This is a genomic window from Exiguobacterium sp. s143 (assembly GCF_018618895.1).
GTDB classification, from domain to species: Bacteria; Bacillota; Bacilli; order Exiguobacteriales; family Exiguobacteriaceae; genus Exiguobacterium_A; species Exiguobacterium_A abrahamii.
Genome location: NZ_JACSMX010000001.1, coordinates 1,182,984 through 1,202,434, shown reverse-complemented (window position 1 = coordinate 1,202,434; position 19,451 = coordinate 1,182,984). Strand labels below are relative to the sequence as shown.

Genomic DNA, 19,451 nt, shown 5'->3' with positions numbered 1-19,451 from the left:
CTATTTTTACACAAGGTACGTTTGCTCTATGACAAAAGACCGAGACCGCTACTCGGTCCGCTTGTTGAAATTTGACGTCGTATTCGGTACACTGAATAAAGGAAAAATCTCGGAATTCTGTTCGTTCAAAGAATCGTTCGAAGTAAGGGGACTGTAAGGCATGGCTAATTTTCTAAAAGAATTATTTGCACCAACGAAACGTGTCCTGAAGAAAGCCGAAAAAGCAGCAGATGCTGTGGAATCATTCGAGACACAAATTGGTGCGTTATCGGATCAAGAACTCGAAGGAAAAGTCGTTGAATTCCGTGAGCGTCTCGCTAACGGAGAAGACTTAGATGATATTTTACCGGAAGCTTTCGCCGTCTGTCGCGAAGTTTCGACACGCGTTCTCGGCATGCGCCACTACCGCGTTCAGTTGATCGGTGGATATGTCCTGCATAACGGTGATATCGCCGAAATGAAGACCGGGGAAGGTAAGACGCTCGTCGCGACACTCCCTGTTTATTTGAATGCCCTCGCTGGCAACGGCGTTCACGTCGTTACCGTCAACGAATATCTTGCAAAACGTGACCGTGACATCATGGAACCTCTTTATGCGGCCCTTGGTCTATCGGTCGGCTTGAACCTCTCAAGCATGTCGCGTCAGGAAAAACAAGCAGCATACAGCTGTGACATCACGTACGGAACGAACAACGAGTTCGGTTTCGACTACTTGCGTGACAACATGGTCCTGTATAAAGAAGACCGTGTTCAAAGACCGCTCCATTACGCCGTCGTCGATGAAGTCGACTCGATTCTCGTCGATGAAGCGCGGACACCACTCATCATCTCAGGGTCTGCCGAGAAATCGACAGCACTCTATTCACAAGCTGATGCATTTGCGAAAATCATGAAGGCAGATGAAGACTACACGGTCGACATCAAAACGAAGAGTGTCCTGTTGACGGAGCAAGGGATCGACCGCGCTGAGAAATACTTCGGCATCGATAACTTGTTTGGTCTCGAGCACGTCTCACTCAACCATCACTTGAGCCTCGCACTCCGAGCAAACGCCGTCATGCATCGTGATGTCGACTATATGGTTCGTGAAGACGAAGTCATGATCATCGACCAGTTCACAGGTCGTGTCATGGAAGGGCGTCGTTACTCGGAAGGTCTGCACCAAGCGATCGAAGCGAAGGAAGGCGTCGAGATTCAACGCGAATCAATGACGCTTGCGACGATCACGTACCAAAACTTCTTCCGGATGTATACGAAGCTTGCCGGGATGACGGGTACAGCGAAGACAGAGGAAGAAGAGTTCCGTAACATCTACAACATGCACGTCGTACCGGTTCCGACGAACAAACCAGTCGTCCGAAACGATATGCCGGACTTGATCTTCAAGACGATGAACGGGAAGTTTGCTGCCGTCGCAGACGAAATCGAACGTGCCCACCGCGAAGGACAGCCTGTCCTCGTCGGTACGGTTGCCGTTGAGACGTCGGAGTTACTCAGCAATATCCTCAAGAAACGTGGCATCCGTCACGAAGTCTTGAACGCGAAGAACCACGCGCGTGAAGCGGAAATCATCGAGAACGCCGGTCAAGCGAACTCGGTCACGATCGCAACGAACATGGCCGGTCGTGGTACCGACATCAAGCTCGGTCAAGGTGTATTGGAAAAAGGCGGTCTCTACATCCTCGGAACAGAGCGTCATGAATCACGTCGGATCGATAACCAGCTCCGTGGTCGTGCCGGTCGTCAAGGGGACCCAGGGGCATCACAATTCTATCTGTCACTTGAAGATGAATTGATGCGTCGTTTCGGTTCTGATTCGCTGCAATCGATGATGGATCGTCTCGGAATGGATGATTCACAACCAATCGAGAGCCGGATGGTGTCTCGTGCCGTTGAATCGGCTCAAAAACGCGTCGAAGGCAACAACTTCGATGCGCGGAAACAAGTCCTCGGCTACGATAACGTCATGGCGGACCAACGGAAAGTCATGTACGCGGACCGGGCAGCGATTCTCGATGCGGGTTCCGTGTCAGATATCGTCCGTCCGATGATCGAGCAGACGATCGAAGCAGGCGTCCATCAGTACACGCCGGTCGAGTTCGTCCCGGAAGAGTGGAGCATCGGTGCGCTTGCGGAGTGGGCGAACCAGACGCTTGCGATCGAAGAGAAGGTCACGGAAAGCGACCTCTTCGGAAAAGAACGCGAAGAAATCATCGAGTTGCTCAAAGAGCGGACATTCGCACACTACGAGCACAAACGGTCAGAAGTACCAGCCGAAGCATTCGATGAGTTCGAAAAAGTCATCGTTCTTCGTGCCGTCGACCAACACTGGATGAACCACATCGATCAAATGGATCAACTCCGTGAAGGGATTCACCTCCGGGCATACGGTCAAAACGACCCGCTCCGTGAATACCAATCGGAAGGTTCGATGATGTTTGATGCGATGAACGCTGCGATCGCTGAAGAAGTGACACAATTCGTCCTTCGGGCAGATCTCGATCCGAACCTCAAACGCGAAAAAGTCGTCCAAGACGAAGTCGCCGTTTCGGGTAAGGAAGACAAAGCGGTCAAGAAAAAGCCGGTCCGGAAAAATCCAAACGACCAAATCGGACGCAACGATCCGTGCTGGTGTGGATCCGGTAAGAAATATAAGAACTGTCACGGCCGTCAGGCATAAGTGATGAATCGACTGAAAGAGAGGCAGGAGATTCCTGCCTCTTTTCACGGAAAGAGAAGGTGGAACACATGGAATTAGCAGAAATTCGCAACACCGCCGAGTGGATGGAAAAGAAACTCGACGAATATAAGGCATCACTCGACCTCGAGTCGAAGATTGCCCGGATCGAAGAACTTGAAAACGAGATGACGTACCCAGACTTCTGGAACAACCAGGAATCGGCACAAAAAGTCATCGATGAGTCGAACGGCTTAAAAGCGATGGTCGACAAATACAAAGAACTCGAAGCAGGTCACGAAAACGTTGCTTTGACGTACGAATTGATCAAGGAAGAGCCGGATGCGGATCTTCAAGAAGAGCTCGAGTCAGAACTTGGCGACCTTAAGAAGAAGTTCGAAGACTTCGAACTACAAATCCTCTTGAACGGCGAGTATGACGCGAACAACGCGATCCTCGAGCTACACCCAGGTGCAGGTGGTACCGAGTCGCAAGACTGGGCATCGATGCTGTTGCGGATGTACCAACGTTTCTGCGACAAGCAAGGCTGGAAAGTCGAAACGATGGACTACCAACCAGGTGATGAAGCCGGTGTTAAATCGGTCACGCTCCGTATTCAAGGGCACAATGCCTATGGATACTTAAAAGCCGAAAAAGGGATCCATCGTTTAGTCCGGATCTCACCGTTTGACTCGTCAGGTCGCCGTCATACATCGTTCGTCTCGTGTGACGTCATGCCGGAATTCAACGATGACATCGACATCGAAGTCCGTACGGAAGATTTACGGATCGATACGTACCGTGCCTCTGGTGCCGGTGGTCAGCACATCAATACGACGGACTCGGCTGTCCGGATCACACACGTTCCGACAGGCGTCGTCGTCTCTTGTCAACAAGAACGGTCGCAGATCAAAAACCGTGAAGCAGCAATGAAAATGTTGAAAGCGAAACTCTACCAACGCGAAATCGAAGAGCAACAAAAGAAACTCGACGAGATCCGTGGTGAAAAATCGGATATCGCATGGGGTAGCCAAATCCGTTCGTACGTCTTCCACCCATACAGCATGGTCAAGGATCACCGGACGAACTATGAAGTCGGGAACACGCAAGGAGCAATGGATGGTGACATCATGGGCTTCATCGATGCGTACCTCCGTCTGATGAATATGTAAGACAACCAACCAGTCGGACGATGTTCGACTGGTTTTTTGACCGTCAAAGGGGGAACAGTCATGCAGGAGCAAAGTCGGATCAACAAACAAGCGTGGGAGTACCGGGCGTATGAATTTTGGGAGAAACGCGACGGTACACCGGCGGAATATGCTGCGATCATCAAACAAGATCCCGCCGCATGTTTGAAGAAACATCGTCGTCATTTCGAAGACGTCGCCGGGAAGACGATCGCGAACATCTGTGGTTCGAACGGACGCAAGGCGGTGCCGTTAGCGTTACTCGGGGCGGACGTCACGGTGTTTGATATTTCAGAGGAGAATGCCAAGTATGCGCTTGAACTGGCGCACCATGCTGAGACATCAATTCAATATGTCGTCGGCGATCTTTATGCGATCGATCTTGAACGATATCGTGATACGTTTGATCTCCTCTACTTAGAAGGCGGGATTTTGCATTATTTTGCGGATCTCGAGCGTTTTCTGCAGATTCTGTTTACGATCTTGCGGCCTGGTGGACAGTTGATCCTTAGCGATTTTCATCCAGTCGGACGTTGGATCGATGCGGACTTGACGTATCGACCGCGTTATTTCGATCAAGCGTTGCAAGCGGGTGACTTGGCGTACAAGACGCACTTTACGGCTGCGGAACAAGTTGCTTTTCCGGACGTCTCCGTCCGTTATTTTACGCTGAGCGAGATCTTGAACGGGATCATCGCGACACGTTTCACATTAGACCGGTTCGACGAGCATCGTGGCTGGAACGGTGAGAACATCCCGTCCGAGTTCACGCTTCTCGCAACGAAACCACTCGAAGGGAGCAATAGCTGATGATCATTCGGAAAGAAGGCTTTAAGGATGCAGCGGGAATCCGGCTTGTCCATGAAGCAGCGTTCGAACAACCAAACGAAGCGAACCTCGTTGATGCGTTACGCGAGGACGATGCGGCGCAACCAGTTTTTGGTCGCGTCGCCGTGACCGACAAAGGAGAAATCGTCGGTCATGTTCTCTTGAGCCGGATTTATATCGATGACATCCCGTCACTTGCCTTGGCGCCGGTCGGCGTATTTCCTGCGTGGCAACGAAAGGGCATCGGCTCTGAATTGATCCGTCAAGTGATTGAGGATGCGCGGGATGCTGGCGAATCACACATTGTAGTGCTTGGTCACGACAGCTATTATCCACAGTTCGGTTTCGAACGGGCGATCGACTATGATATTCAGCCGCCGTTCCCCGTTCCGCCAGAGGTCTTTCTCGTTCTTGCGCTTGAACGAAATGGGTTGCGTGGTGTTAGCGGCATCGTCCGCTACAGTCCGCCCTTTAGTGCGGTATAAAGGGAACACTGTGAGTTGTTCCGCCTCTCTAGTCGTTGTCTGACTTTTCCGCTAAAATGAAACACGAGAATCAATCGATAAGGGGAAATGGAATGTCATGACATCGACGCGTCAGGAAGTCGTGCGCGATTATGCGTATTTGTTAATCGGGTCCTTGTTCGTCGCAAGTGCCTTTAGTTTATTTTTAGCACCGAATCAACTCGCCTCAGGAGGCGTTAGTGGCTTATCAATCGTCTTGAACGATTTGTTCGGGATCTCGCCAGGCTTGTTCCAGCTCGTCGCAAACGTCGTCTTGCTCGCGATCGGGTGGATGATCCTCGGGATGGGCTTTGGTGTCAAATCACTCGTCGGTTCAATCTTTTTACCGGTCGTCATCCTCGTGTATGAGCGGTTCGATGTTCCGGCTGCGACGATGAATCCGATGCTTGCCGCGATTTTCGGCGGTGCCGGTGTCGGAATCGGACTCGGTCTGATCTTCAGGGGACGAGCGTCGACCGGGGGAATGGATTTGATTGCGCAAATCTTGCATCGCTTCACGAAGTTGCCGCTCCATCTCTGTATTGCCTTGCTCGACGGAACGATCGTCATCAGTGCAGCGACAATCTTCTCGCTCGAGATCGGATTGTATGCGCTCGTCGCCTTGTTCATCACAATCAAGATGATCGACGTCGTCCAGCTTGGGATCACGAACGACAAGCTCGCCTATATCATCTCCGATCAGCGGGAAGCGTTAGTGAAGGAAATCTTCGAGACGCTCGATCGCGGAGCGACGGAGATCGAGGCAGCAGGTGCGTTCACACGGACACGGAAACCGATGCTGATGGTCGTCGTCCGCCAAGGGGAGATCACGACGCTCAAAGAAATCGTCAAACACATCGATCCGTCAGCGTTCCTCGTCGTCAGTGAAGCCCATGAAGTACTGGGACTTGGTTTTACGGACGACAAACGCTACCGGAATGTGCCGTAATTGTCCCGAACTCGTGAAGTTTTTGTGAAATCACGCTTAACTCTTCCGGATAACGGTTATACTCTAACTAGGTCAGAAGCGTTTACTTAGATACTTACAGAGGGGGATATCCGGATGAAGCTGAAAAACTTGTTACTCGCGTTAGGGTTAGGCACGACACTTGCACTCGCAGCATGTGGTGGTAGTGACGACTCAAGCTCTAGCGATTCGTCAAGCACGAAGGAAGAGTCGACGATGAACGATGATTCGTCGAAGACGGAAACAGCCGTCGATGCGGAAAAAATCTTCGCGAACAACTGTGCATCGTGTCACGGGAACAACCTTGAAGGAAATGTCGGACCGAACCTGACGAAGGTCGGCTCGAAGTACTCTTCAGAAGAGATCCAAGAGATCATCAAGAACGGGAAAGGGCAAATGCCTGCTGGAATCCTCAAAGAGGATGAAGAAATCGTTGCCGTTGCTGACTGGCTCGCTGAGAAAAAGTAATTATGGGATATGATGGGGTACGAGATGACACACACGACATGTGTTCGTCATTCGTGCCTCTTTTTTGTGGTATAATCGCCTGAAATGACATTTGATTGTAATGTGCGTTCAATTTTGTCCCTGTTATAATGGTGGTCGGTAGGTTTTTAGACCTATCCATTCAGCATCAGTAAATAAGTAAGGATGTGAAGTACGTGATCAAGATGCAACGAATCAGTAAGATTTATCCGAACGGCGTCACGGCACTCCGTGAGGTCGATTTGACGATCAATCAAGGCGAATTCGTCTATATCGTCGGTCCGTCGGGTGCGGGTAAATCAACATTCATGAAAATGATGTACCGCGAAGAGAAACCCACGAGCGGTTCATTTTTATTTAAAGGAATCGAAGTCGGTAAGCTGAAAAACCGTCAAATCCCCGAACTTCGTCGCCAAATCGGCGTCATCTTCCAAGATTTCAAACTACTCCCGTCATTGACGGTTTATGAAAATGTTGCCTTCGCGCTAGAAGTCGTAGGAGAAGACAAAGCACAAATCCGAAAGAAAGTCCTCGAGGTCCTCGATCTCGTGAAGCTCAAGCATAAAGAGCGCAACTATCCGGACGAATTATCTGGGGGCGAACAACAACGGATCTCGATCGCGAGAGCCATCGTCAATCGTCCGTCACTCGTCATCGCCGATGAGCCGACTGGGAACCTAGACCCGGATACAGCATGGGAGATCATGGAAGTGTTCGAAGAGATCTATCGCCGTGGGACAACGGTCGTAATGGCGACACACAACCGAGACATCGTTAACAAGATGCGTCATCGTGTCTTAGCGATCGACGGAGGAAAAATCGTCCGAGACGAAGAGAAAGGAATGTACGGCTATGAAGTTTAATGGATTCCGTCATTTACGGGAAGGGGCAAAAGGTCTCGTCCGGAACGGCTGGATGACATTCGCTTCTGTCAGTGCTGTTACCGTCACTTTACTTCTCGTAGGAATATTCGCGATGCTCATGTTCAACGTCAACAAGATTTCCGATAACGTCGAAAAAGACGTTGAAATCCAAGTGTTCGTCGAACGGGAAGCAGACCAGTCGAAGATTGATGCAGTGGGTGACTCCCTCAAGCAGATGCCGGGTGTCAACTCTGTTCGTTATAGTTCGAAAGAAGAAGAACTGGACCGCTTCAAGGAGCAACTTGGCGAAGGCTCACAAGCTTATCAGTCGGTTGAAAAGGATAACCCACTTCACGACCGATATATCGTCAAAGCTACCTCACCAAAAGAGACAGAAACACTTGCAAATTCCATCAAAAAAATGGAAAATGTAGATAGTGTCGAATATGGTAAGGACTATGTTAAAAAGATGTTTAACTTCCTTGAAGGAGTTCGGATCGGTGGAATCATCCTGATCGTCGGATTGACATTCATGGCAATGTTCCTCATTTCGAACACGATCAAAGTCACGATCTTCTCCCGTCGCCGGGAAATCGAGATCATGCGCCTCGTCGGAGCGAAAAACGGATTCATCCGTGCACCGTTCTTCGTCGAAGGATTATTGATGGGCATATTAGGTGCCATCATCCCGATCGTCGTCGTCTACTTCGGTTACGAAGTCTCATACAACGCGATCCAACCGCAACTTGCTACCGTGAATGCGGGAATCTTCTCGCTGATTCCACCAAGTGAACTGTCGGCACAAGTCGTCTTGATTCTACTCGGACTCGGTGCATTCATCGGTGTATGGGGATCGACGACATCACTCGGTCGTTTCTTGAAGATTTAAGTGATTCACTCAAAAATAAAATAGAGGAGAGATGCTTCTCATGAAAGTCCGATTCTATTCTGCCGTCCTGAGCTTAGCTTTGATTGGAACTAGTGTGTCCGTTGATGCCACGTCGAAAGAAGATTTGCTGAAGGAACAACAGGAGGTCGAAAGCCGTCTGAAAGAGACGGAACGATCACAGAATCAGACATCAGAGAAGTTAATCTTGACGAAACAGGAGCGCAAGGAAGCCCGTGCGCAACTGGATGAAGTCAACAGCCGTTTGGATGATTTAGCGCTTAAAATAGCCGATCAACAAGCGGCTGTTGCTGCATCCAAGGAACAATTGCGTCTGACGGAAGAAGCGATTTCCGAGACGTTGAAGGAACTGCATCAGCAAGAAGATTTGCTCGGAAGCCGATTGCGTGCCGTCCAGCAAAAAGGAGACATCAAATACATCGAGGTCCTGCTCGATGCAAAGGATTTTGGTGATTTGATTTCGCGTTTCAGTACGGTCAGCGAGATCATCAAGCAAGATGATAATGTCTTGCAAGCCTATAAGGCAAACGTCAAGCAACTGAGCGAACAGCGCTCGGAACAAGCGTTATTACTGGAGAGCATGAAACAGGAACAACGGAAGTTACTCGTGCTTCAGACGCGGATCATCGCGGAGTCTGATTTGAAGCGGAAGCTCGTCGTCCAGTTGAACACGAAGGTCAAGGAACTACAACAAGAGCAGTTCTCAAAAGCCGAAGAGGCGGAAATCCTTGCGGATCAGCGTCGTCTGATCCAAAACGAATTGATCGCCTTGCAAGAAGCGGAGCGAAAAGCAAAAGAAGAGGCGAAACGCAAAGCCGAAGAAGCCGCGCGGGCAGCAGAAGCCAAACGTCAAGCGGAAGCCGCAGAAGCTGCTGAAGCTGCACGAGAGGCAGCAGCGCAACAGGAACAGAAAGAGGCGCCGAAAGCAGAGACACCTAAAACAGAGACGTCGGTTCCTGAGACCGAGACGCCAAGTGCAACACCGGATACGAGTGTTGATGTCGACGTCAGTCGACCGTTCCACTTACCAGTCAAAGGCTATGTGTCGTCACCATTTGGTCCGCGGAACAATCCGTTGACAGGGAAACCGGAGTTGCATACGGGCATCGATCTCGTCAATGCGAAAGGGACTCCGATTCATGCGGCAGCCGGTGGGATCGTCCTCCGTGCCGGTAGTGCGACCGGGTACGGAAATGTCGTCATGGTGACGCATTTGATCGACAGACAGGTCTATACGACCGTCTATGCGCATCTCGACTCGATCAGTGTGTCGGCGGGTCAAACGGTCATGCCAGGTCAAACGGTCGGGACGCTCGGCTCAACTGGCTGGTCAACAGGACCGCATCTGCATTTCGAATTGCATAAGGGAGAATGGGCGGTCGGGCAACCAAATGCAGTGGATCCGGCACCGTACATCTTTTGACATCCCATAGAATACCGAAAAGATAGGGTAACCTATCTTTTTTTGCTATACTGAAAAAAATACTGCGTTTTTAATGGAAGTGGGGAATCAAGCGTGAAAAAATCTACAACAGCAGTCATCGCGGTCAGTACCTTCGGGCTTGGTTTAGGGGCAGGCGCCGTCGGGATGTTAGCGGCTGGCGGAACGGATTCTGTCTCGACGTCATCGTCGTCGGCGAATGCGACGGGTGATTGGAAAAAAGTCGATCAGGTCCGTCAAATGATCGAACAGAACTATCTAGAGGACGTAACGGATAAAGAACTGCTGGACGGTGCGTTGTCCGGTATGGCGGAAGTGCTTGACGATCCGTATTCCGTCTATATGGATGAGTCGGAGACGGCATCGTTCAATACGAATCTATCGTCTTCGTTCGAAGGGATCGGTGCGACGCTTGAACAAAAAGGCGAGTCGATCGTCATCGTTTCACCGATTAAGGGATCACCTGCTGAAAAAGCCGGGATCAAACCGGGTGACGTCATCTTAGAAATCGACGGCAAGTCGACGAAAGGGCAAAAGACGGATCAAGCGGTCAAGAAAATCCGTGGTGAAAAAGGAACGAACGTCGTCCTGACGATTCAGCGAAGTGGACAAGACGCGATGGACATCACGATCAAACGGGATACGATTCCGATTGAGACGGTCTATACGTCGACTGAGGACGTCAACGGGAAGAAAATTGGTGTCTTGCAAGTGACGCAGTTCTCAGAACCGACGGCTAAAGAGTTCGAAAAGGGGCTCGCGAAACTTGAGAGTCAGAACATCGATGGACTCGTCATCGACGTTCGTGGGAATCCGGGTGGTCTTTTGACGGCTGTCTCAAGCATGATTGCACCGTTCATTCCGAAGGACGTTCCGATTTATCAAGTCGAGAACAATAAAGGGGAGCGGCAGCAGGAATTCGGGAAAGCAGACGAGAAGAAACCTTATAACATCGTCGTGCTCGAAGATGGCGGATCCGCGTCCGCGTCCGAGATTCTGGCAGCCGGTCTGAAGGAAGGAGCCGGGGCTGAGGTCGTCGGTACAAAATCGTTCGGTAAAGGCATCGTTCAAAGTGCGTATGATTTGAAGGATGGTAGTGATTTGAAGTTGACGACGAACAAATGGCTGACGCCGGACGGTAACTGGATCCATAAAAAAGGGGTCAAGCCAACGATCGAAGTCAAGCAACCAGCATACTTCAACGTCACGAAGATTTTGACTGATCAGAAGTCACTTGAAGTCGGTGATTATGGAAAATCGGTCGAAAACGCTCACCTGGTCCTCGAAGCAATCGGTTACGAGCCAAAAGGACAGGATGGGTATTTCGGTGACACGATGAAGCAAGCCGTCGAAGCCTTGCAAAAGGATGCGAAACTCGACGTCACTGGAAAAATCGATCAGCAGACAGCGGGTGAGATGGAGACACGTCTCCTGAAGAAACTCGAGGACGACAAAAATGACGTCCAGCGAAAAAAAGCACTCGAGGTCGCTGCTCAATAATAAGGAATGGAAAGAGGTCTGAATGCGCGTGGAATTACTCGATGAAATTGGTTGGACCGCGATTAGTCTCATCGCCAGTCCGACCTTGTGGTTAGCACTCCTTGTCAGTTGGGTCATCGGCATCCGGCGTGTCAAACGGGAACGTGGACTATTTCGCTCCCGGACACACGGAAAACGAAGTGATGTCCTCGAAACACTTTTACCCGGGTTACTAATTGGTCTCGTCTTATCCGTCGTCAGTGGCTGGCTTGGATTGACGCTGACGCCGCAATACGCTCTGTTGTTACTCGGACTCTCAAGCGTCCTGCTGTTGGTCGGTATCGTTCGCTTGAACGTACCGCTTTGGCCGATCGTTTTGCTTGGACTTGCCGGCTGGTTCCTAATGGATTCACGTCTTGATCCGGTTCGAGCGGTTGAGCCGAAAATGATTTTATTGCTTGCGACGTTAACGCTCGTCGCGGAATGTCTACTCGTCTGGTGGCGCGGGCAACGACGCCTGTCACCGTCACTCGTCGTCTCGAAGCGTGGTCGCTTCATCGGTGGACTGTCAGCGAATAAACTTTGGCTGTTGCCTTTGCTTGTCTTTGTTCCGGGCGATGTGCTTGAAGCCTGGTGGCCACGTTACAGCTTCCCAGAGCTCGTTCCGATCGTTCTCTGGTTACCAATCGGCTTCAGCTTCCTCTTTACGGGTAAGCTGCCGAAAGAATTGATGCGTCCGCTTGTTCAAGGACGTTTGATTACGAGTCTCGTCGCGATTCTCTTGACGGTTCTTGCGTACGTCACCGGACAAGCGGAATGGCTGTATGGGATCGTCTTGTTGCTCGTCCTGCATATCCTATTGCATCAGCGGGTCAAACGCTTGAACCGGGCACAGACACCATTGTTCCTCAATGGAACACGTGGTGCCGTCATTCTCGGAACGCTACCTGATAAACCAGCTGCCGAGATGGGCTTGATTCCGGGCGAAGCGATTTATAAGGTCAATGGTGAAAAGGTCGATTCGGAAACATCGTTCTACGAAGCCATCCAAAAACACAAACCGTATCTGCGTCTTGAAGTCATGAACCATAACGGAGATATCCGGTTTGCGCAACGTGCCTTCTATGAACAAGATCATCATGAGCTCGGCATCCTGTTCGTCAATGAGCCGGTCCATGGTCGCACTAAAGTGCGGTCCTTGCATTAACGAGTACATCCCTGTCACGGAACAGCCGTGACGGGGATTTTTTTGTCGGCAGAAAAATCGAGGATCAACACTCGAAGCAAAAAAGAAACTTTTGCATTTTCGAAAAAAAGGGTAACTTCCTAAAAGGAGCACTTCATAATCGAATGTTTGTTCGTAAAGTGGTACAATAAAAATAGATTTTTTACGTGATGAGGGGGAAGCAAACGATGGAATTTGAACTCGTTTCACCATTTGAGCCAGGCGGTGATCAGCCGACGGCAATCGAAAAATTGGTGACTGGGCTAAAACAAGGCGAACGACATCAGACGTTGCTTGGGGCGACTGGTACCGGGAAGACGTTCACGGTCTCGAACGTCATCAAGGAAATCAAAAAACCGACGCTCGTCCTTGCCCACAACAAAACACTAGCGGGACAACTCTACTCGGAGTTCAAGGAATTCTTCCCGAACAATGCGGTCGAATACTTCGTTAGTTTTTATGATTATTACCAACCGGAGGCGTATGTCCCATCGACGGATACGTTCATTGAGAAAGACTCTTCGATCAACGACGAGATTGATAAACTACGTCACTCGGCGACGTCCGCCCTGTTCGAACGGGAGGACGTCTTGATCGTTGCGTCTGTCTCGTGTATTTATGGTCTCGGTAACCCGGAAGAGTACAACAACCACGTCTTGTCACTACGTGTTGGCAATGAGATGGGGCGAAACGAGATGCTCCGTCGCTTGATCGACATCCAGTACGAGCGTAATGACATCGACTTCCAGCGCGGACGGTTCCGTGTCCGGGGAGACGTCGTCGAAATCTTCCCGGCGTCCCGCGACGAACAGTGTGTCCGGGTCGAGTTCTTCGGTGACGAGATCGAACGGATCCGTGACATGGATCCGCTGACAGGTGAGATCGTTGCGGACCGCGAGCACATCTCGATCTTCCCGGCGTCCCACTTCGTGACGGGAGATACCCGTCTGCAAAAAGCGATCGCGAACATCGAGAAGGAACTAGAGGTCCAGCTTGCGAAGTTACGCGAAGACAATCAGTTGCTCGAAGCGCAACGGCTCGAACAACGGACGAACTACGACCTTGAGATGATGCGTGAGATGGGCTATTGTTCCGGAATCGAGAACTACTCGCGTCATTTGAACTTGATGCCAGAAGGGGCAACACCGTATACTTTGCTCGATTACTTCCCGAAGGACTTCTTACTCGTTGCCGATGAGTCGCACGTCACACTGCCGCAAATTCGCGGGATGTATAACGGAGACCAGGCACGGAAACAAGTCCTTGTCGATCACGGCTTCCGTCTTCCGTCGGCAAAAGACAACCGTCCTTTACGGTTCGAGGAGTTTGAGGAAAAAGTCAGTCAGGCAATCTATATCTCGGCGACACCAGGACCGTATGAACTCGAACATTCGAAAGAGATGGTCGAGCAAATCATCCGTCCGACCGGCCTCGTCGATCCGACGATCGAGATTCATCCAATCACGGGACAAATCGATTACTTGATGGATAACATCCGTGACCGGGTCGCGAAGAACGAACGTGTTCTCGTGACGACACTGACGAAGAAGATGGCAGAAGATTTGACCGATTACTTGAAAGAGAATGGTGTCAAGGTCAACTATATGCACTCGGAGATCAAGACACTGGAACGGATTGAAATCATCCGTGACTTACGACTCGGAAAATACGATGTCCTCGTCGGGATCAACTTGTTACGAGAAGGACTCGATATTCCGGAAGTCTCACTCGTGACGATTCTTGATGCCGATAAGGAAGGGTTCCTCCGTTCGGACCGTTCGCTGATTCAAACGATTGGTCGGGCGGCTCGGAACTCGGAAGGACACGTCATCTTGTTTGCCGATAAAGTAACCGATTCGATGCAACGCGCGATCGATGAGACGGAACGCCGTCGCGCGATCCAGATGGCGTTCAACGAAGAACATGGTATCACGCCGCAGACGATCAAAAAAGACGTTCGTGGTGTCATCAGTACGACGATCGAGAGCGACGACACTGTCGAAAAACTCGAGAAGTTCAACAAACTCAAAAAACCGGAGCGCGAAACGTTGCTTGAGCAGCTCGACCAAGAGATGCGTCAAGCGGCGAAAGACATGCAGTTCGAACGAGCTGCTGAACTCCGCGACCTCATATTAGAATTGAAAGCAGGTGCCTAAGTTGGGAGAAAAGAAGAATCAGATTATCATCAAAGGCGCTCGCGTCAATAATCTACAAAACATCGATGTCGAAATCCCCCGCGATCAGCTCGTCGTCTTGACGGGCTTGTCCGGGTCAGGGAAATCGTCGCTTGCCTTCGACACGATTTACGCTGAAGGACAACGTCGTTATGTCGAAAGTTTATCTGCCTATGCCCGTCAGTTCCTCGGACAGATGGATAAACCGGATGTCGACACGATCGAAGGACTGAGTCCAGCAATTTCAATCGACCAGAAGACGACGAGTAAAAACCCACGTTCGACGGTTGGAACGGTCACAGAGATCTATGACTATTTGCGTCTGTTGTACGCACGGATTGGTAAACCGATCTGTCCAAATCATGGAATCGAGATTTCGAGCCAGACGATCAGTCAGATGGTTGACCAAGTGATGGAGTTACCGGAGCGGACCCGTCTGCAAATTCTCGCGCCAATCGTTTCCGGACGCAAAGGGACGCACGTCAAGATTCTCGACGATTTGAAGAAGGAAGGTTTCGTCCGCGTCCGTGTCAACGGAGAGACGATGGATCTCGCCGAAGAGATCACGCTTGAGAAAAACAAGAAACACTCGATCGAAGTCGTCGTCGACCGTGTCGTCGTGCGACCAGACGTCGAAGCCCGTCTGGCGGACTCACTCGAGACTGCCCTTCGCCTCGCGGACGGTCGGGTCATCGTCGATACGATGGACGGCAACGAACTGTTGTTCAGTGAACACCATGCTTGTCCGATCTGTGGCTTCTCGATCGGCGAACTCGAACCACGCATGTTCTCGTTCAACTCACCGTTTGGTGCTTGTACGTCATGTGACGGTCTCGGAACGAAGCTTGAGGTCGATGTCGATCTCGTCGTGCCACATCCCGATAAGTCATTGAACGAAGGGGCAATCGTTGCCTGGGAACCGACAAGTTCGCAGTATTATCCTCAATTGCTCAAAGCGGTCTGTGACCATTTCAAGATCGATATGGATACACCGTTCGAACAGTTGTCAGAAGAACATCGCGAAACGATCTTGAACGGAAACACGAAGGAAGAGATCCACTTCCGTTATGAGAATGACTTCGGGATGGTCCGAAATACGAACCTCTACTTCGAAGGGGTCCTCAATAACTTACAACGTCGCTTCAAGGAGACGTCGTCTGATTATATTCGGGAACAGATGGAAGGCTACATGGCGAAGAAGGCATGTCCGACGTGTAAAGGACACCGCTTGAAACGGGAATCGCTCGCCGTCAAAGTATCCGATCACCATATCGGTGAAGTGACGAAGATGTCTGTCAAACAAGCGGTCATGTTCTTTGACGAACTGCCCGAGAAATTAAGTGAGAAGGATCAGACGATTTCGCGGATGATCGTCCGTGAGATTCATGAACGAGCGTCGTTCCTTGAGAACGTTGGTCTCGATTACCTGACAATCTCACGCGCAGCGGGGACGTTGTCCGGTGGAGAAGCGCAACGGATTCGTCTTGCGACTCAAATCGGTTCGCGTCTGACGGGCGTCCTCTACGTTCTTGATGAACCGTCGATCGGTTTACACCAACGCGATAATGATCGTTTGATCAATACGCTGAAGGCGATGCGTGATCTCGGCAATACATTGATCGTCGTCGAGCACGATGAAGACACGATGATGGCAGCCGATTACTTGATTGATATCGGACCAGGTGCCGGCGATCACGGTGGATTCGTCACGGCAGCCGGGAAACCGGAAGAGTTGATGCAGGATGCGAACTCGTTGACAGGTCAATACTTGTCCGGGAAGAAGTTCATTCCTGTTCCATCGACACGCAAAGAGCCAGACGGTCGGATGCTCCATATCCACAAAGCATCGGAAAACAACTTGAAGAACGTCGATGTCGACATTCCGCTTGGTCTGTTCGTTGCTGTGACCGGTGTCTCGGGATCCGGGAAATCGACCTTGATCAATGAAATTCTTTATAAGACGATCGCGCACGAGATGAACCGGGCGAAGGAAAAACCGGGTGCTCATAAAGGAATCACCGGTCTGGATCAAATCGATAAGGTCATCGACATCGACCAGTCACCAATCGGTCGGACACCACGCTCGAACCCAGCAACCTATACCGGTGTCTTCGATGACATTCGGGACGTCTTTGCTTCGACGAACGAAGCGAAACTCCGTGGTTACAAAAAAGGGCGTTTCAGTTTCAACATCAAGGGTGGACGCTGTGAAGCGTGTCGCGGCGACGGAATCATCAAGATTGAGATGCACTTCTTACCGGACGTCTATGTTCCGTGTGAAGTCTGTCACGGGAAACGCTACAACCGCGAAACACTCGAAGTGAAGTATAAAGGCAAGACGATTGCCGATGTCCTTGAGATGACGGTTGAAGATGCCCTTGCCTTCTTCGAGAACATTCCGAAGATCACGCGGAAATTGCAGACGATCGCTGACGTCGGTCTGACGTACATGCGTCTCGGTCAACCCGCGACGGAACTGTCTGGCGGGGAAGCCCAACGTGTTAAACTGGCGTCCGAGTTGCATAAGCGCTCGACTGGGAAGACGATCTATATTCTTGATGAGCCGACGACAGGACTCCACGTCCACGATATCGCGCGTCTGTTGAAAGTCTTGCAACGTCTCGTCGATAATGGTGATACGGTGCTCGTCATCGAACACAACTTAGATGTCATCAAGACGGCAGACTACTTGATTGATCTGGGACCAGAGGGAGGCGACGGTGGCGGAACAATCGTTGCTGCCGGTACACCGGAACAGATTGCTGAAGTCGAAGCATCTTACACGGGACGATACCTCGCACCTGTCCTTGAACGCGATGCGGCACGAATTGAATCATGAAACTTTTATGGATGAGGATTCGTAGGGAGGAACTAAGGGAACTTAAACGAAAGTATCATGTAACACACGTTTGAGGTTCAAGAATAGGAGGGAACGGTTCATGAAGCAAGATATGCGTCAATTGATATTGGAGCAAGTCAAAGAAGGAAAGTTAACGATTGATGAGGCACTCGATAAACTTGAGCGGCTCGAAGCGATCGACGAACGTGCAACTTCTGCCAGTGAACATAAGTACGTCGATGAACCAGAACAATATGATCGGGTCGACCAGTATTCCGTCGATTCACTGACGACGAAAGTCATGTCAGCGTTCGATAATCTCGTCAGCCGAATCAAGGACAGTGATCTTTCGCTTAATCAGGCGTCCGGTCCGAACGTCACCTACGTCAAACAATTCCCGTTCAGCGGTGAGACGGTTCACGTCGATCTGTTCAATGCGAACTTGGTCGTCGAACCGAGTGATCTCGAAGAATGCGAATTGACGGTGACAGGACGTCCGCTCCGTCGCCAACAGGTGACGGAAGAACAGGCGCTTGAGCAACTTCAAGCTGCTGTTCAACACGCGGTCTCGGCGAACACACTCTCAATCCGTTTGAAGGATAAGAGTGTCCGTGCGACAGTCCATCTGAAAGTACCACGTCGTCATTACGAATCATTCGTCTTACAGACGCTAAACGGGGAAATTTCGCTGACGTCACTCGACACGACATCCGCTCAACTGATGACAGCAAACGGTCGAGTCAACGTCCGCGATCTGTTCAGTGAGGACGTCAAAGTATCGACAGCGAACGGTTCGATTGAAATCGAAGAGTCGGAGTTGAAAGTCTTAAAGGCGAAGACAGCCAATGGACAAATCATCACGACAGGTGTCTTCGAACGTTCAGAACTAAAAACGGCGAACGGAAACGTCCGCTGCGAGCTGAAGACAGCGCAAAATGCGAAGGTCAAAGCGTCGTCGCTTGCTGGAAGCATCGCCTTGATGTTGCCGCACGGCGCTGAAGTCTACGGGGAACTCGAGACGAACTTCGGTGGTCTCAACTGCAACCTCGATGACATGGAATTGATCCGGGATCAAAAAGAGATCGTCAACCGGAAACTCCATTTCGTCTCAGGACGCGGTCGTTCACCAAAAATCGAGGTCGAAGCGGATACGAAGACAGGTACGATTTCGGTCACGCACGGTGTTCACCTCAGTCCACAAGCGTTATAAGCATACTAGCGCAACTTCTTGAAAAAGAGGTTGCGCTTTTCTTATGACGTCTTATCCGCTTTGCGTGCTTTCCTCAGGCGAGACACAAGCCGCGGCTACGTCGTTCTAGAGTAAGCCGGGTCTCGTTTGTCTCTGACAGCGCGGACGTCCGCACTTTTTCCTGTAGGAGTCACGCGAGCGGGGCTTCGTCAGCTGCATAGACAAAAACACCCATCCTCACTGAAAAGGATGGGTGTAGCTTACATCAATAATCGTAATCCTGATCCATCATCGGCTCGTCAAAGTTCATGTTTTCGATATTATTCATATCGTAACCGAACGAGAGTAAGGCAATGACACCGATGATTGCAAGAACGATTGAAACGAGAATCAGACCGATTCCGAGCCAACTTTTTCTGCGTGCGCGATTCCAATAGAAGATGATCGCGAGGACGTAGGAAATGAATGAACCGCTGATGAAGATTCCGATGATTGAGATGATGAAGAATAAGAGGGCTGTTTGATCTTGATTACGCGAATACGCTTTCCACATATCGATCAGTGAGATGATGAGGTAGACGAAACCAGCAATCGCTAGAACCGCAAATAAGATAATGACTAAAATGAATCCGATACCACCGCCTGACATCACGGCAAAACCTCCTTCAAAATATTAACTCTTT

General features: G+C 50.5%; 15 protein-coding genes. 14 read left to right on the top strand and 1 reads right to left on the bottom strand.

Translation table 11 applies throughout. The annotated features are described in order from the left end of the window. Positions 1-160: 160 nt before the first annotated feature. The 14 genes from secA to KNQ03_RS06345 all read left to right on the top strand — a co-directional run bounded on the left by secA (position 161) and on the right by KNQ03_RS06345 (position 18,789). A complete protein-coding gene (gene secA, locus KNQ03_RS06410; RefSeq protein WP_214723912.1) occupies positions 161-2,680 on the top strand; it encodes a preprotein translocase subunit SecA in 2,520 nt (839 codons plus the stop codon). 68 nt (positions 2,681-2,748) lie between these two features. Further along, on the top strand, positions 2,749-3,849 hold the full coding sequence (gene prfB, locus KNQ03_RS06405) for a peptide chain release factor 2 (protein ID WP_023469245.1): 1,101 nt from the start codon (positions 2,749-2,751) through the stop codon (positions 3,847-3,849). A gap of 60 nt (positions 3,850-3,909) precedes the next feature. Further along, complete coding sequence (locus KNQ03_RS06400; RefSeq protein WP_214723910.1) at positions 3,910-4,677, top strand: class I SAM-dependent methyltransferase; 768 nt, start codon at positions 3,910-3,912, stop codon at positions 4,675-4,677. Then, complete coding sequence (locus KNQ03_RS06395) at positions 4,677-5,180, top strand: GNAT family N-acetyltransferase (RefSeq protein ID WP_214723908.1); 504 nt, start codon at positions 4,677-4,679, stop codon at positions 5,178-5,180. The genes KNQ03_RS06400 and KNQ03_RS06395 overlap by 1 nt, the downstream gene beginning before the upstream one ends. Positions 5,181-5,277: 97 nt before the next feature. After that, positions 5,278-6,147 carry a YitT family protein gene (locus KNQ03_RS06390; protein ID WP_023469242.1) on the top strand — a complete coding sequence of 290 codons (870 nt, stop codon included), beginning with the start codon at positions 5,278-5,280 and terminating at the stop codon, positions 6,145-6,147. Positions 6,148-6,261: 114 nt separating this feature from the next. Then, complete coding sequence (gene cccB / locus KNQ03_RS06385) at positions 6,262-6,633, top strand: cytochrome c551 (RefSeq protein WP_208796364.1); 372 nt, start codon at positions 6,262-6,264, stop codon at positions 6,631-6,633. Between the two features lie 194 nt (positions 6,634-6,827). Then, on the top strand, positions 6,828-7,514 hold the full coding sequence (ftsE, locus tag KNQ03_RS06380) for a cell division ATP-binding protein FtsE (RefSeq protein WP_035410018.1): 687 nt from the start codon (positions 6,828-6,830) through the stop codon (positions 7,512-7,514). Next, positions 7,504-8,403 carry a permease-like cell division protein FtsX gene (ftsX, locus tag KNQ03_RS06375; protein ID WP_214723906.1) on the top strand — a complete coding sequence of 300 codons (900 nt, stop codon included), beginning with the start codon at positions 7,504-7,506 and terminating at the stop codon, positions 8,401-8,403. Before ftsE ends, ftsX begins: the two co-directional genes overlap by 11 nt. A 40-nt stretch (positions 8,404-8,443) precedes the next feature. Continuing rightward, entirely contained in the window at positions 8,444-9,844 is a 1,401-nt protein-coding gene (locus KNQ03_RS06370; protein WP_214723904.1) for a M23 family metallopeptidase, read from the top strand. A gap of 93 nt (positions 9,845-9,937) precedes the next feature. Then, positions 9,938-11,362 carry a S41 family peptidase gene (locus tag KNQ03_RS06365; protein ID WP_050678706.1) on the top strand — a complete coding sequence of 475 codons (1,425 nt, stop codon included), beginning with the start codon at positions 9,938-9,940 and terminating at the stop codon, positions 11,360-11,362. 22 nt (positions 11,363-11,384) lie between these two features. Next, positions 11,385-12,548: a PDZ domain-containing protein gene (locus KNQ03_RS06360; protein WP_214723902.1), complete on the top strand. Its 1,164-nt coding sequence runs from the start codon at positions 11,385-11,387 to the stop codon at positions 12,546-12,548. Between the two features lie 206 nt (positions 12,549-12,754). Beyond that, on the top strand, positions 12,755-14,722 hold the full coding sequence (uvrB, locus tag KNQ03_RS06355) for an excinuclease ABC subunit UvrB (RefSeq protein WP_029342490.1): 1,968 nt from the start codon (positions 12,755-12,757) through the stop codon (positions 14,720-14,722). A gap of 1 nt (position 14,723) precedes the next feature. Then, a complete protein-coding gene (gene uvrA / locus KNQ03_RS06350) occupies positions 14,724-17,579 on the top strand; it encodes an excinuclease ABC subunit UvrA (protein WP_214723899.1) in 2,856 nt (951 codons plus the stop codon). A 100-nt stretch (positions 17,580-17,679) separates the two neighbouring features. Next, on the top strand, positions 17,680-18,789 hold the full coding sequence (locus KNQ03_RS06345) for a DUF4097 family beta strand repeat-containing protein (RefSeq protein WP_149427770.1): 1,110 nt from the start codon (positions 17,680-17,682) through the stop codon (positions 18,787-18,789). 244 nt (positions 18,790-19,033) lie between these two features. Here KNQ03_RS06345 and KNQ03_RS06340 read toward each other — a convergent pair whose 3' ends face one another. After that, positions 19,034-19,417 (bottom strand): hypothetical protein, encoded by a 384-nt coding sequence (locus KNQ03_RS06340; protein WP_149428157.1) that lies wholly within the window; start codon positions 19,415-19,417, stop codon positions 19,034-19,036. Positions 19,418-19,451 lie beyond the last annotated feature (34 nt).